Here is a 14,165-nt window from a genome sequence, read left to right as displayed (position 1 = left end):
CGCACGGGCGCCGTCGCGCAACTCCCCGCGGATCCCCGGGCGCTCTAGCCCGCGCGGAGCGCCGCAACGCTCTCCGCGATGGCTTCGGGGAGCCAGTCCGCGAGCCGCCCGAAGCGGAAGCCGAGCGCGGCGGCCCGGCCGTTGTCCATCGCGTAGGCCCGGTCGAAGGAGAAGGGCGAGGCCTCGCCCCCGGCCGCGACGGTCCGCAGGCGCGGCGCCCGTCCGACCCGTTCGGCGACGGCCGCGGTCAGCCCGAGCACGTCGAGCTCCCCGTGCGAGGCGGCGCTCACCGGCCCGGTGAAGTCCTGCTCCCCCGCCCAGTGCAGGAAGCGGGCGATCTCGTGGTGGTGGATGAAGGAGGTGGGGTACGGGGCTTCGTGCACGGCCACCGGGATCCCGGCGCCGATCCGCTCGACGTAGTGCGCGAGGCGGCCGGTGAACTCCGCCCGGCCGCCCCCGAGTACGTGCGCGGTGCGCACGACCGCGAGACCGAAGGCGGGCTCCGCCCCCAGGACCTCCTCGGCCCGCCGCTTGCCCTCGGCGTAGGCGCGCGCCTCGGGGGTGGGCGGCGCGGGGTCGTGGACCTCCATCGTCGAGGTCATCACGTACCGCCCGGTGCGGCCGGCGAAGACGCGGCGGGCGGTCTCCGCCTGCCGGGGCGTGTAGCAGACCTGGTCGAAGACCACGTCGAAGCTGCGCTCCCCCAGCGCCGCGCGGAGCCCCGCTTCGTCCTCCCGGTCGGCCATCAGGTGGGCGACGCCCCGGGGCGGGGCGGTGGAGCCCCGGTTGAGGACGGTCACCTCGTTCCCGGCGTCCCGCTCCAGGGTGACCAGGTGCTTTCCGAAGTAGCGGCTTCCGCCGATGACGAGGATCTTCTTCATGTCCGGGACTCTGCCGCTGTACCGTCCCCAGCAGAACTACCGGAATACTGTTCTCGTCGTAAGGAAAACTGATGATCGATGTGCAGCGGCTGCGCATCCTGCGTGCCGTGGCCGAGCACGGCAGCTTCAACAAGGCCGCCGGGGCGCTGCTCCTGACGCCTTCGGCCGTCTCCCAGCACATCGCGGCACTGGAGCGCGGCCTCGGCCACCCCGTCGCCGTCCGCAGTACCCGCGGGATCACGCTCACCGAGCCGGGCCGGCTGCTGGTCGAGGCGGCGGAGGCGGTGTCAGCGGAGCTCGACCGGGTGCGCCACGAGATCGACCGGGTCACCGCCGAGCGGCCGCGGCTGACGGTCGCCACCTTCGTGAGCGGCGGCCGGCGGCTCCTGCCGGGCGCGCTCGCCGGGTTCGTGGCCGCGCATCCGGAGGTGGAACTGACGGTCCTGGAGGCCGAGCCGGAGGAGGCGGTGCCCCTGGTCCGCTCGGGCGCCGCCGATCTGGCGCTGACCTACCACTTCGACGGGCCGCTGCCGCTGCGCCCCGGCGCGGCGCTCGACTGGCTGCCGCTGATGGAGGACCCGCTGGCGCTGGTCCTGCCCCCGGGGCACCGGTTCGCGGGGCGCGCGTCGGTCGCTCCGGCCGAACTCGCTTCCGACCGCTGGGTGCTGGGCTGCCTCAAGACCGAGGCGTACTTGCGCCGGTACGCGGAGCGGGCCGGTTTCGCCCTCCGGGTGGCGGCTTCCACCACGGACTACTTCTTCGCACGTTCCCTCGTCGAGGCGGGCGTCGGCGTCGCGCTGATCCCCCGGGTCGCCCTGCCGCCGGGGGACGGGTCCGCGGACGGAGACGGGGGGCCGGGCGGGGGTGCGGGCGGGGGCCCGGGCGGGAGCGGCGAGCGCGACCGGCGTGCCGACGGCGTGACCGTCGTACCGGTCGAACCCCCCTCCCCCGCACGGCACATCGGGGTGCTGTCCCCGCGCCGCCGCCGTCCCCATCCCTACGCGGCGGCCCTGGCAGAGGCCCTGACCGGGACGGTGCGCCGCTGAGCCGGCCCCCATAGGCGGCCTCGCCGCCGATCCGGGCCCGCCCGTCAAGGAGCACCGGTCAGGGGCACCGGTCAGGGAGCGGTCAGCGGTCCCTCCAGCAGGACGGGCTGCTCGCCCTCCGTGACGGCGACGGGGATGCCCCCGGTGGCCTTCTCCAGCTTCGCCTTGAACTCCGCCGACGCGGCGCCCTCCTTCGTGGAGGTGACCTCGACCGCCGCGCCGTGGCTTCCGGAAACGCTGTAGATCGGGAAGCCGAGCTTCTGACCGATCAGCTTGTCTCCGGCGGCCAGCAGAGTCCGGTGCGAGTACGTGCTCAGGTACAGGTCGGCCCGGGCCGGGTCCGCTTCCGGGTCCGCCGCGTGCGCCGCCGCCAGGAGGAGCCGGCCGCGGGCGAGGTCGGTGACGCAGAGGGCGACCCGGCCCACCGGGTGGTCCACGATCTGGGTGGAGTAGACGTCGGCGAAGGCGCCGTAGCCCTGCCCCCCGATGGCCTGCGCGAGCCGCTCGCCCTCGGGAGTGTTGGCCGGGGTGCCGTCGATCAGCGTCGGCGTCGGCTGCGGTTCGGTGGGCTCGACCACGGGGCAGGTCCCGTCCGTCTTGGCCGGCGCGGCCGGCTGGGACGCCGTGGGCCGGGCCGGTGCCCCGCCGGGATCGACCGGGTCGGCCACGACGGCCTTTCCGCAGCCGGTGAGCAGCACGGCGGCGGCGCCCACGCTCACGGCCGCGGCCACCGCGGCCTTCGCCTTCATCACCCGCAGGTAGCTGTCGCTGACTCGACGCATCATCGTCCCCCTCGTACTCCGGTGCCGGATCGGCACCGCTGTGACGCACGCCCGGCTCCGCCGGTTCCGCGTCCGCCCCCATGGTGATCACCCCCATACGGGCGGCTCCGGGTATGGGGGGCGACGCCGTGGGCGCCACCGGCGGCTCTCCCTACGCTTCGGGCCATGACGAGCGAACTTCCCTCCCCCACCGGTCTGCCGGGGCGCGTCGCCCTGGTGACGGGCGGCGGCAGCGGCATCGGCCGGGCCTGCGCGGTGGCCCTGGCCGAGGCCGGGGTCACCGTGCACGTGGCCGACGTGGACGCGGCGGCGGCCGAGGCCGTCGCCGGCCTCGTCGGCGGGCACGCCCACGTGGTCGACCTGGCCGATCCCGACGCCATCGGGGGCCTGCCCGCCGGCGTCGACATCCTGGTCAACAGCGCCGGGCTCCAGCACGTCGCTCCGATCACGGAGTTCCCGCCCGAGCGCTTCGCGCTGATCCAGCAGGTGATGGTCACCGCTCCCTTCCTGCTGCTGCGTCACGTGCTGCCGCACATGTACGCGGCCGGCTGGGGCCGGGTGGTCAACATCTCCAGCGTGCACGGGCTGCGCGCCAGCGCGTACAAATCGGCCTACGTGGCGGCCAAGCACGCCCTGGAGGGGCTGAGCAAGGTCGCCGCGATCGAGGGGGCCCCGTACGGGGTGACCAGCAACTGCATCAGCCCCGGCTACGTCCGCACCCCCCTGGTCGAGGGGCAGATCCTGGACCAGGCCGCCGCACACGGCATCGACGCCGGGGACGTGCTCCGCGAGGTGCTGCTGACGCGGTCGCCGATCAAGCGGCTCATCGAGCCCGAGGAGGTCGCGGCGGCCGCCCTGTGGCTGTGCGGTCCGCACACCGGCTACGTGACGGGCACCTCGCTCCCCCTGGACGGCGGCTGGAGCGCCAACTGACCCCGTCCGGGTGACAGCCCGTGCGCCGCGCCGCGGGGAGCGCCGGTGGGTCCCGTACGGTCCCGCACGTGAGCGAAGCGAACCAGCCCCAGAGCCCGAAGTTCCCGAAGGATCCGGCCGCCCCGGATCCCCTGAACGTCACCACCGGAGCCGACCCGCTACGGGTCCTCGTCCTCGCGGGGTCCTCCCGCGAGGGCTCGGTGAACGCCCGGCTGGCCGCGCTCGTCGCCGGTCAGGTCGAGCGGTCGGGCGCCGTCGCGGACCTCGCCCGGATCGGGGACTTCGTGATGCCCACCTATGACGGCGACGCCGAGCAGGCCGACGGCCAGCCCCCGGGGGCGGCCGCCCTGCGCGAGCGGCTGCTGGCGGCGCAGGCCCTGGTGATCGCCTCGCCCGAGTACAACGCCTCCGTGCCCGGCGTCCTGAAGAACGCCGTCGACTGGGTGTCCCGGTTCCGGCCGCAGCCCTTCAAGGACAAGCAGACGCTGCTGGTGTCCGCCTCCCCGTCGACGATCGGCGGGAACCGCGGGCTCTGGGCGCTGCGCATCCCGCTGGAACACCTCGGGGCCCGGGTCTACCCCGACATGTTCAGCCTCGCCATGGCGCACTCGGCCTTCGGCGAGGACGGCGAGCTGACCGATGCGGGCCTGCGCGAGCGGCTGGCCGACACGGTCGATTCCTTCCTCGCGCTCGCCGAGGCGGACACCCGCTACCTGTGCCTCCAGCGCCGCTGGTACGAGTTCCTGGGCGACGAGAGCACCGCTCCCGTGACCCAGCGCGCGGAGGGCTGACGGGCTGCTCAGGGGGTGGCTGACAGGGCGATCCGCGCGCGGGTTAGCATATGAGCGCCGCCTAGCTCGAAAGATAATTCTGTGACTGTCAATGACGACTCGTTCACCAACTGGAAGAACCGCGAGAAGATCGCGGAGTCGATGATTCCGATCATCGGCAAGCTGCACCGGGAGCGGGACGTCACGATCCTCCTGCACAGCCGCTCCCTGGTGAACAAGTCCGTGGTGAGCATTCTCAAGACCCACCGTTTCGCCCGCCAGATCGACGGCGAGGAGCTCTCGGTCACCGAGACCCTGCCGTTCCTGCAGGCGCTCACCACCCTCGACCTCGGTCCCTCGCAGATCGACCTCGGCATGCTCGCCGCGGCGTACGCGACGGACGACCGCGGTCTGTCGGTGGAGGAGTTCACCGCCGGCGCCGTCTCCGGCGCCACGGGTGACAACAAGATCGAGCGCGGCGAGGGCCGCGACGTGGTCCTCTACGGCTTCGGCCGCATCGGTCGCCTCGTCGCCCGCCTGCTCATCGAGAAGACCGGTTCCGGCAACGGCCTGCGCCTGCGTGCCATCGTCGTCCGCGGCGGCGGTGAGGCGGACCTCGTCAAGCGCGCCTCGCTGCTGCGCCGCGACTCGATCCACGGCCAGTTCCAGGGCACGATCACCGTGGACGAGGCGACCAGCACGATCATCGCCAACGGCAACGAGATCAAGGTGATCTACGCCAACGACCCGTCCGAGGTCGACTACACGGCGTACGGCATCAAGGACGCCATCCTCATCGACAACACCGGAAAGTGGCGCGACCGCGAGGGGCTCTCCAAGCACCTGCGCCCCGGTATCGACAAGGTCGTCCTGACGGCTCCGGGCAAGGGCGACGTCCCCAACATCGTGCACGGGGTCAACCACGACACGATCAAGCCGGACGAGCAGATCCTGTCCTGCGCCTCCTGCACCACCAACGCGATCGTCCCGCCACTGAAGGCGATGGCGGACGAGTACGGCGTTCTGCGCGGCCACGTGGAGACCGTCCACTCGTTCACCAACGACCAGAACCTGCTGGACAACTACCACAGCGCCGACCGCCGCGGCCGCTCCGCGCCGCTCAACATGGTCATGACGGAGACCGGCGCCGCCTCGGCCGTGGCCAAGGCGCTGCCCGACCTCAAGGCCCCGATCAGCGGCAGCTCGATCCGCGTCCCCGTCCCGGACGTCTCGATCGCCATCCTCAGCCTGCGCCTCGGCCGCGAGACCACCCGCGAAGAGGTGCTCGACTACCTCCGCGACGTGTCGCTGACCTCTCCGCTGAAGCGCCAGATCGACTTCACCACGGCGCCCGACGCGGTCTCCAGCGACTTCATCGGCTCGCGTCACGCCTCGATCGTCGACGCGGGCGCCACCAAGGTCGACGGCGACAACGCGATCCTCTACCTCTGGTACGACAACGAGTTCGGCTACTCCTGCCAGGTCGTCCGGGTCGTCCAGTACGTCTCCGGGGTCGAGTACCCGACCTACCCGGCGCCGGCGGTCTGATCCCCCAGGCCCCGTAGGACCGGATCCACCGAACGCCCCCCGAGCGACCCCAGGTCACTCGGGGGGCGTCCGTGCGTCCCAGGGCCTGTCGTCACACTCCCGTCGTCGCCCGCGGACGGGAGTGTGACGACAGGCCCTAGGACGGCGCCGCGGCGGCGCGGGCCGCCGCGAGCTGAGTGCGCGAGCGGACGCCGAGCTTGCGGTAGACGCGGCTCAGCATGCCCTCGACGGTCTTCACCGAGATGAACATGTGCTGGGCGGCCTGCTGGTTGGTGGCCCCCTGGCAGATGAGGTCCGCCAGACGCGACTCGGAATCGGTCAGCCTGCCCGCGCCGGGGGCCGGGCCGGTGGCCGGAGCCGATCCGCCCGCCCGGTCGAGCAGCTCCCGGGTGAGCTCCTGCCAGGGACGGGCACCGGTGTCCTCGAAGACGGCCCGGGCCGCCTCCCAGGCCGCGCGGGCGGCCGCCTGGCGTCGGCGGGCCCGTTCGACCCGGCCCAGGGCGAGGAGCGTACGGGCCTGCTCCAGGGGCAGCCCCAGCCGTTCGAAGGCGGCCGCCGTGCCGTGGAGCAGGGCGCTCGCCTCCTCCACCGCGCCGCCGCGGGCCAGCAGGATCCCGTGGGCGCGGTCCAGCGCCGCCCCCGGCCCCGAGTCGGCCCCGGCCGGGCCCGGAACGGACCGTGTGCGCTCCAGCAGCTCCCGGGCCAGGTCGAGCCGGCCCGCGCAGGTGAAGGCCTCCACGGCGTCCGGCTGCCAGCGGAACATGCCGGGGTCGGCCGAGGGGACGTGCCGCTCGGCCTCGGCGACGGCCGTGAGCGAGGCCACCGCGTCGGCCACGTCCCCGGTGTGCAGCTGGACCGCGCCCATGACCCAGAGGTTGCGCGACACGTACAGCCCGTCCCCCTCCTCCTGCGAGGCGCGGGCCCCGCAGGACGCGGTGCGCAGGGCGGCCGCGAACGATCCCGCGGCGCTCTGCGTCAGCGCCGCCGTGTACCAGGCGGGGCCCATGGACAGCCCCGCCTCCGTGGACAGCCGTACGGCCTGATCGGCCCACGCGAGCGCCGGGGAACACGCACCGAGCCGGGTGTCGACTTCGGCGAGGCTGCGCCAGATGTCGACCAGGTCCTCGGCGTCGCCCCCGTGCTCGGCGAGCGCGAGCAGTTCCACGAGCCGCTCGCGCGCTTCGGCCAGCCGGTCGTCGAAGACGGCGTGCCGGGCGGCGAGGTACTGGGCGCTGTTGCGGATGCCTGAGTGCTGGGCCGGTATCCCCAGGGCGAGGGCCTCGGCGAGGGTGCCCGGCGCGTCGGCGGTGCCGAGGACGCGCTCCATCCGGGCGCGCATGGTCAGGGCGGCCGCCTGCAGGGGGCGGTGGCCGCCGGCGGCGGCGAGTTCGGCTGCCCGGCCCGCCGCGCGCAGGGCCCGCTCGGGGGCCGAGTGCGCGACGTTGGCGGCGATGGCCGCGCGGAGCTCGACGGCGGCGAGGAGGTCGGGGTGACCGGCCGCCAGTTCCCGGCAGCGCGCGAGCAGCGGCTCCAGATCGGAGACGGCCTGGCCGTGGGCGTCGACGACGGCCAGGAGCGCGGTGACCTGGTCGGTGGGCTCGGCCCTGCTGGCGGTCAGGGCGTCGGCCGCCTGCCGGGCGATGTCGACGGAGCCGGCGCAGGCCGCCTCCTGGGCGGCGTACGAGAGCCTGCGGATGCGCAGGGCGGACCGGGCCGGCGGGGTGAGCTCGGCGGCGAGGAGGAACAGCTCGGCGGCCAGGGCCCGTTCGCCGGCCTCGCGGGCGGTGGCCGCCGCGGTCTCGGTGTCCTCGGCCAGCCCCTGGTCGGGCAGGTCCGCGGCCAGCGCCCGGTGGCGTACCTCGTGCACCGGGTCTCCGACGGCCCGCGCGAGCGTCAGGTGGGCGGCCGCACGCAAGTGCCTGGCCCCGGAGCGGGCGGCCGCCCGGGCCAGGGCCGTCGCCGTGAAGTGGACGGCGCTCGCGGCGTCCACGCTCAGCACCCCGGCGGCCTGGGCCTGGGCCAGGTGTTCCTCGGCATCGGAGCGGCCCGCCCGCAGGAGCAGCGGCAGCGAGGGCCGGCTCGTCAGGGCGGCGAGCAACAGGGTGTGCCGGGCGGGTTCGCCCAGCGTGGCGCGCAGCCAGGCTCCGGCCGCGTCGACCGTCTGCTCGGCCATGGCGGGCCGGTGCCGCTGCGAGGCGGGCAGTCGCGCAAGTGCCGTACAGGACACGGAGGTCAGCAGGGGGTGGCCGCCGCAGTGGCTCTGCAGGGGGCCCGCCCAGCGGGTGGGCAGGCCGTGCGCGTCGAGCAGGGTGGCCGTCTCCTCGGCGTCGAGCGGGTCCACGTCGACCTGGACGGGGTGGCCGCCGAGCAGCCGGGCTGCGCACTGCGCCCGGCCGTGGACACGTTCGGTGACGATCGCGGTGAGACCCGGTGCGGCGAGGGTGCGCAGGGCGTAGCCGAGGACGTCGGCGCTGGCCGGGTCGAGCCACTGGGCCCCGTCCACGGCCAGGATCCAGCGGTCCGACGCGAGCAGCGCGGTCACCGCGAGGCGGGCGGGCAACTGCTCGGAGGCGGCGAGCGGTTCGTCGGCGCCCCGGTGCAGGATCCGGTCGATCACCTCGTTCTGCCTGCCGGAGAGCGCCGCGAGCTGGGCGGCGCCGCAGTGGGACAGCATCTGGGCGAGCGCGCCGAAGACGTGGTCGCGGTCCTCTTCGACCGTCGTGACGCGCAGCACCGTCCGCCCGGAGCCGGGGCCGGGGCCAGAGGGCAGGGTGCCCAGTACGTCCTCCAGGACGGTGGTCTTGCCCGCGCCCCAGGGGCCGGCGAGCGCCACCCGCCCGTCGCGCTCCAGCACTCCGGCCGCGTGGGCGGCCGCGCCCGACACCGCGCGCCGGGCCCCCGCGCACGGCACGGGGTGGGCGGGGCCGTCGGAGTCGGCGAGGCCCGCGGGGTGGTCCACATCGCTGTCTGGCGTCACGAGGAGGCACCGTAGGCGGCGTCGGTTCCCGTGACAACGCCGGACGCGGCCGGGCCGGAGGATCAAGGGATTCCCCTGATGCCAAGGGGTGCCGCTCCCGGTGATGGTGGTGCGACGGCGGGCCGTCCGCGCTCCGGGTGCGGGGTGGCAGACCCGGAGCACCACTGCCCTCCACGGGAGGAGCGGGGGCGTGGTCCGGACGGCTCGCCGCATTCCGTGCCGGGCCCGGCACGACGGGCCCGGCACGCCGGCTCCGCGCGCGGCGCGGGCCGCCGCCCGCGCCGGGCGGGCATGCGCCGACCGGTCGACGTCGGCAACCAACGCGGGGCGGGACGTGCCGTGTTGAGTCAGCCCCGCCGAGTGGCCCTCGTGGTGCCCGCGGTCCCCGTACTCCGCGCGGTCGGCAGCAAGGGATTCCTCCGATGCTCCCGACACCGGCCCGGGATCACTCTGTTGGCCACCCCGGAGTGCGCGGACGCGGCTCCCCGGAATGCGGGCCCCGGGGTGTGAAACGGTCCCGTGCTCCCCCACGGGACCCGCATCCGTACCGGCCTACCCCTCCGGTCCGCCCCCATGAAGGGAATTCCGTGCGAAATCTGCCAATCAGGTCCAAGTGGGCCTCCGTTACGGCCGCCTCCGTCACGGCCGTCGTCGCGCTCGGCGGCCTGGGCGTCCTGCCCGCACACGCCACCGTGGCCGCGCAGCCCGGACCGTCCGTGTCCCCGCGGGTCCTCGAGGCCCTGCAGCGCGATCTGCACCTCTCCGCCGACCAGGCCCGCGACCGGATCGCCGACGAAGCGGCGGCCGGCCGGGCAGCCACCCTCGTCCGGGGCCGGGTCGGCGACCGGGTGGCGGGCATGTGGTTCGACTCCTCCACGGGCCGCCTGAACGCGGCCGTCTCCACTGCGGCGGACGCGGCGCTGGTGCGGGAGGCGGGCGCCGTCGCCCGACCGGCCCGCTACAGCCGGGCCGAACTGGCCGCCACCGCCCGGACCGTGACGCGCGACATCGGGTCCGGAATCGCGGGTGTGGTGTCGTGGGGTCCCGACGTACGGAACAACCGGATCGACGTCACGGTGGACCGGACGGCACGCAACGCCTCCACGGACGCCTTCGTGGCCCGCCTCGCCGCCCTCGGCGGCATCGTCCACGTCACGGAGACCTCCGACAGCCCGCGGCAGCAGGCCGACGTGACCGGCGGCGACAAGTGGGTGCCGGGCAGCGAGAGCCCGTGCTCCATCGGCTTCGCCGCCACCCGGGTCACCGGGGGCGCCAAGACCTTCCTGACGGCAGGTCACTGCACCAACGACGCCAACCAGGCCGCCTACGGCAAGGACGGGACCCGCGTGGGCACGTCCAACAAGGACGGGCAGAGCAGCATCAACGCCCGGGAAGGCGACATGGGCGTCGTCGACGTGGACCAGTCGGGGTGGAACCTCTCCCCTTACGTCGCGGGCGACTCCACCCACACCGCCATCGCCGTCACCGGCTCGGCCGACGCCGTGGTCGGCACCGCGATCTGCCGCTCCGGGCAGACCACGGGCATGCGGTGCGGCGAGGTCACCAAGGTCAACCAGAGCGTGGACTACGGAAGCGTGGTCATCGACGGCCTGTCGTACTCCAACGCCTGTTCCGCGGGCGGCGATTCGGGCGGCGCGTACGTCACCGCGACCGGCGGCAAGGGCGTCGGCCTGCACTCCGGCGGCGGCAGTGCCACCTGCACCTCGGGCAGCGGTGAGAAGTTCACCATCTTCCAGCCCGTGGTCGAGGCCCTGACCAGGTTCAACCTGGCCCTGGTCGTCACCACCCCGCAGCCCGGCAACGTCACCGTCGCCGCGGTCTCGGCCCAGAGCGGCGTCATCGGCGCCCGGATACCCGAGCTGCGCAACAGCGCCGAGGGCGGCACGGCCCCCTACACCTGGTCCGCGACCGGCCTGCCCGCCGGGCTGGCCATCGCCTCCTCGACCGGCACCATCACGGGCACCCCCACCACGGCCGGAACCTCCAACGTGACCGTCACCGCCACCGACAACGCCGGCAAGACCGGCTCCACCTCCTTCTCCTGGACGATCACGACCGCGGGTACGGCCCTGTCCGTGACCAACCCCGGCAGCCAGAGCTCCGCCGTCGGCGCCGCGGCCAACCTCACGGTCAAGGCCGCGGGCGGCACCGCGCCCTACTCCTGGTCGGCCACGGGCCTGCCCGCCGGCCTGAGCATCGGTTCCTCGACGGGCGCCATCACGGGCACCGCCACCACGGCCGGCACCTCCAACGTGACCGTGACGGCCACGGACAACGCGGGCAAGACCGCGTCGGCCACCTTCTCCTGGACCGTCAGCACCGTCACGGGCACCAGCCCTGTCCTGACGAGCCCCGGCAACCAGACCGTCTACATCGGCAAGCCCGTCACCCTCGCCCTCCAGGCCACCGGCGGCACCAAGCCGTACGCCTTCAAGGCCACGGGTCTGCCGGCCGGCCTGACCATCAACACCACCACGGGTGTCATCACCGGCTCGCCCACCACCTGGGGGTTCGGCGGCAGCACCCTGACCGTCACCGACGCGGCGGGCAAGTCCTCCTCGGTCAGCGTGACCTGGAACGTCTACTTCTGAGCCGCCGGTCCGAACCCATAGACCCCCGCCGCCTCCACACCCCCGGAGGCGGTCGGCACCACCCGGCGGGGCCCCGGCCGACACCTTGGCCGGGGCCCCGCCTCGTCGCGGGACCCGCCCCCGGTGCGCCCCGGCTCAGAGCCAGGCGGGCCGGTCCGTCCCCCAGCGGGAGGGGCCCCGCTCCCAGCCGCGGCCCCCGAGCGGCGAGGCCGCGTACCGCAGGGGTCCGTAGCCCGACGCGGTCTCGCGCAGCCACGGTTGCGGGGCGTACCCCGGTACGGCGGCGCCCGCCCCCGGGACCTCCCGGACCAGCCACGACGCCGTTCCCGCCAGGGAGAACCGCAGGGCCTGGCCACCGCCCTCCGCGAGGGCCCGTAGCACCCCGGCGGCCGCCAGGTACCCCGTGCCGTGGTCCAGTGCCTGCGCCGGCAGCACCCCGGGGCCGTGCCCGTCACCGCAGGCCGTGGAGATCCCGTACCCCGCCTGCACGAGCGAGTCGAAGCCCCTGCGGCCGGCCCAGGGGCCCCGCCTGCCCCACGCGCACAGCTCGGCCACCACGAGCCCCGGCCGCCGCGCGAGCAGTTCCTCCGCGCCCAGCCCGTACCGCTCCAGTGCCCCCGGCCGGTAGCCCGTCACCACCACGTCCGCGCCGGCCAGCAGCTCGTCGAACACCGCCCGGTCCCCCGTCTCCTCCAGGTCGAGGAGGGCGGAGCGCTTCCCGAAGCCGGTGTCCGCGTAAGCGTCGTCCGATTCGGGGAGGCCCGGTGAGTCGATCCGCAGGACGTCCGCGCCGAGCAGTCCGAGGGTCCGGGTGGCCACCGGCCCCGCGATGACGCGGGTCAGGTCGAGGACCCGCACCCCGGCCATCGGCAGCCCGGTGTCCGCGGCGACCGCCCCGAGGGGCCGTCCGCACCCGCCCGAACCGGTCCGTTCCACGAGGGGTTGCGGCGCGCCGTAGCCCTCCGTCATCACGGCCACCGCCAGACCGCCGGCCGCGTAGACCTCCTCCTGGACGTCCACCGCCCGCCGCCGGGCGATCGCCGCGGCCACGCCCTCCCGGGTCCCGGCACCCAGGACGCGCACCAACGCGGTCTCGTGGTGCGGATAGTTGGCGTGCGTACGCACCCACCCGTCGGCCGCGCGCCAGAAGCCCGACAGCGGCGCGAAGGTGACGGGCGTCCGGCCGTCCACCAGCAGGTGGCGCTCGCTGACGAACGCCGTGGCCACGGCCCCTTCGTCGACCAGCAGCGGAGCCACGTCGTCGGCGCCGCCCCCGGCCCGTACGGCGGCCAGTTCCGCGGCGGCCAGCGCGCACACGCCCACGGTGGCCCGCGCGAGTTCCCGTACGGGCAGCGGCCCGTCCCCCAGGCCGCTCGGCCCCTCGTAGCCGACCCGCCCCGCCAGCTCCTCCGGGCCGCCCAGGGCGGCCCATGCCTGTCCGGTCCCACCATCACGACTCGTCATACGCCCATCCTGCACACCGCGCCCCGGCCCTCACGGGGCGGGTCGGGTCCCCGATCGGGCGATGTAGCGCGCCAGGGCGTCTCGATTTCGCCCGTACGGCGTTACACGACCCGGAACATGAACATCGCCTCGGCTGCCTCGTCTTCCGTCGCGGCGCAGCCGGCGCGTGCGGGTCCGGGGGCGGCCGGTGGCCCGTACGAGGGAGCACGATGACCGACCCGACCGCGGTGGACACCTGGCGTGGAAGGCTTGCCGCACCTTGCCGCGACGTGTGCGAGGCGCCCGCGTTCTCGCTCACCGTTTTCGCGGTGATCCTCTTCAACGCCGCACTGCTGGGGGCCGAGACGTACAGCGGCTTCTCCGCCGAGTACGACGGCCTCCTTTCGGCGGCCGAGCGCTTCTGCGTGATCGCCTTCACTCTGGAGATGCTGCTCCGCCTCGGCGCTCACGCCGACCGGCCGAAAGCTTTCTTCCAAGACCCTTGGAACATCTTCGACTTGCTGGTCGTCTCCTCGGCCTTCATCCCGTTCCTCCGGGAGAACACCACGCTCCTGCGGCTGCTGCGGCTGGCCCGGGTCCTGCGCACCGCCCGGTTCATGCCCCAGCTGCGGGTCCTGCTGGTCGCGGTGGGCCGCAGCCTGCCCGGTACCGTCAGCTTCCTGTTCGTGGGCGCGCTGATCGTCTACGTGTACGCGATGATCGGCTGGATCTGCTTCGCCGACCACGACCCGCAGCACTACGGGTCCATCGGCCGGGCCGCACTGACCCTGTTCCTGCTGATGACGCTCGAAGGGCTCGGAGATGCCGTCCACGCGGGGCTGGCCATCTCCCCGCTGAGCCTCCTCTACTACGCCTCCTACGTGCTCTTCGGCTCTTTCGTGCTGGTCAACGTCCTGATCGGGGTGGTCCTCAACGCCCTTGAGGAGGCGCGGGAGATGGAGGACGAGGCCGAGAAGGAGGAGAAGCGCTCCCTGCTCCTGGCGAAGCAGTCGCCGCCGGACGCCGCCGACGAACTCCTGCTGCGGATCGCCGCGGTGCGCAGCGCGCTCGACGACATGGAGACCCAGCTCGACGCCGTACACGCCACGTCGGCGCCGGCGGCGACCGCCGCTCCGCCGGCCCACGCCTCGGCGGGCGCCCGCTAGGCCCGGC

General features: G+C 74.3%; 10 protein-coding genes. 6 read left to right on the top strand and 4 right to left on the bottom strand.

Annotated elements, in window-relative coordinates; translation table 11 throughout:
- Window positions 1-44: 44 nt before the first annotated feature.
- On the bottom strand, window positions 45-881 hold the full coding sequence (locus OHA37_RS36840) for an NAD-dependent epimerase/dehydratase family protein (protein WP_266912082.1): 837 nt from the start codon (window positions 879-881) through the stop codon (window positions 45-47).
- 71 nt (window positions 882-952) lie between these two features.
- Here OHA37_RS36840 and OHA37_RS36835 point away from each other — a divergent pair, with 71 nt between their 5' ends.
- Window positions 953-1,927: a LysR family transcriptional regulator gene (locus tag OHA37_RS36835; protein WP_266912080.1), complete on the top strand. Its 975-nt coding sequence runs from the start codon at window positions 953-955 to the stop codon at window positions 1,925-1,927.
- 71 nt (window positions 1,928-1,998) lie between these two features.
- On the opposite strand, the gene OHA37_RS36830 is transcribed toward OHA37_RS36835, so the two are convergent.
- The gene (locus OHA37_RS36830; RefSeq protein ID WP_266912078.1) at window positions 1,999-2,712 is read right to left on the bottom strand and encodes a hypothetical protein; all 714 of its coding nucleotides are present in this window, start codon (window positions 2,710-2,712) and stop codon (window positions 1,999-2,001) included.
- Between the two features lie 162 nt (window positions 2,713-2,874).
- On the opposite strand from OHA37_RS36830, the gene OHA37_RS36825 reads away from it, so the two are divergent.
- The 3 genes from OHA37_RS36825 to OHA37_RS36815 all read left to right on the top strand — a co-directional run bounded on the left by OHA37_RS36825 (window position 2,875) and on the right by OHA37_RS36815 (window position 5,960).
- Complete coding sequence (locus OHA37_RS36825) at window positions 2,875-3,642, top strand: 3-hydroxybutyrate dehydrogenase (protein WP_266912075.1); 768 nt, start codon at window positions 2,875-2,877, stop codon at window positions 3,640-3,642.
- A 131-nt stretch (window positions 3,643-3,773) separates the two neighbouring features.
- Window positions 3,774-4,433: an NADPH-dependent FMN reductase gene (locus OHA37_RS36820; RefSeq protein WP_266913408.1), complete on the top strand. Its 660-nt coding sequence runs from the start codon at window positions 3,774-3,776 to the stop codon at window positions 4,431-4,433.
- Window positions 4,434-4,514: 81 nt separating this feature from the next.
- Window positions 4,515-5,960, top strand: coding sequence for a glyceraldehyde-3-phosphate dehydrogenase (locus OHA37_RS36815; RefSeq protein WP_266912073.1), 1,446 nt, complete (start codon window positions 4,515-4,517; stop codon window positions 5,958-5,960).
- A gap of 136 nt (window positions 5,961-6,096) precedes the next feature.
- On the opposite strand, the gene OHA37_RS36810 is transcribed toward OHA37_RS36815, so the two are convergent.
- On the bottom strand, window positions 6,097-8,937 hold the full coding sequence (locus tag OHA37_RS36810; RefSeq protein ID WP_266912071.1) for a LuxR family transcriptional regulator: 2,841 nt from the start codon (window positions 8,935-8,937) through the stop codon (window positions 6,097-6,099).
- A gap of 587 nt (window positions 8,938-9,524) precedes the next feature.
- Between OHA37_RS36810 and OHA37_RS36805 the strand changes: the two genes are divergently transcribed.
- Window positions 9,525-11,549: a putative Ig domain-containing protein gene (locus OHA37_RS36805; protein ID WP_266912069.1), complete on the top strand. Its 2,025-nt coding sequence runs from the start codon at window positions 9,525-9,527 to the stop codon at window positions 11,547-11,549.
- Between the two features lie 135 nt (window positions 11,550-11,684).
- On the opposite strand, the gene OHA37_RS36800 is transcribed toward OHA37_RS36805, so the two are convergent.
- Complete coding sequence (locus tag OHA37_RS36800; protein WP_266912067.1) at window positions 11,685-13,013, bottom strand: CoA transferase; 1,329 nt, start codon at window positions 13,011-13,013, stop codon at window positions 11,685-11,687.
- A 209-nt stretch (window positions 13,014-13,222) separates the two neighbouring features.
- On the opposite strand from OHA37_RS36800, the gene OHA37_RS36795 reads away from it, so the two are divergent.
- On the top strand, window positions 13,223-14,158 hold the full coding sequence (locus OHA37_RS36795) for an ion transporter (protein WP_266912065.1): 936 nt from the start codon (window positions 13,223-13,225) through the stop codon (window positions 14,156-14,158).
- Window positions 14,159-14,165 lie beyond the last annotated feature (7 nt).

Origin of the sequence: Streptomyces sp. NBC_00335 (genome assembly GCF_036127095.1) — a bacterium.
Lineage (GTDB): Bacteria > Actinomycetota > Actinomycetes > Streptomycetales > Streptomycetaceae > Streptomyces.
The sequence above is the reverse complement of the archived record's forward strand: the minus strand, read 5'-3'. Positions and strand labels throughout refer to the sequence as shown.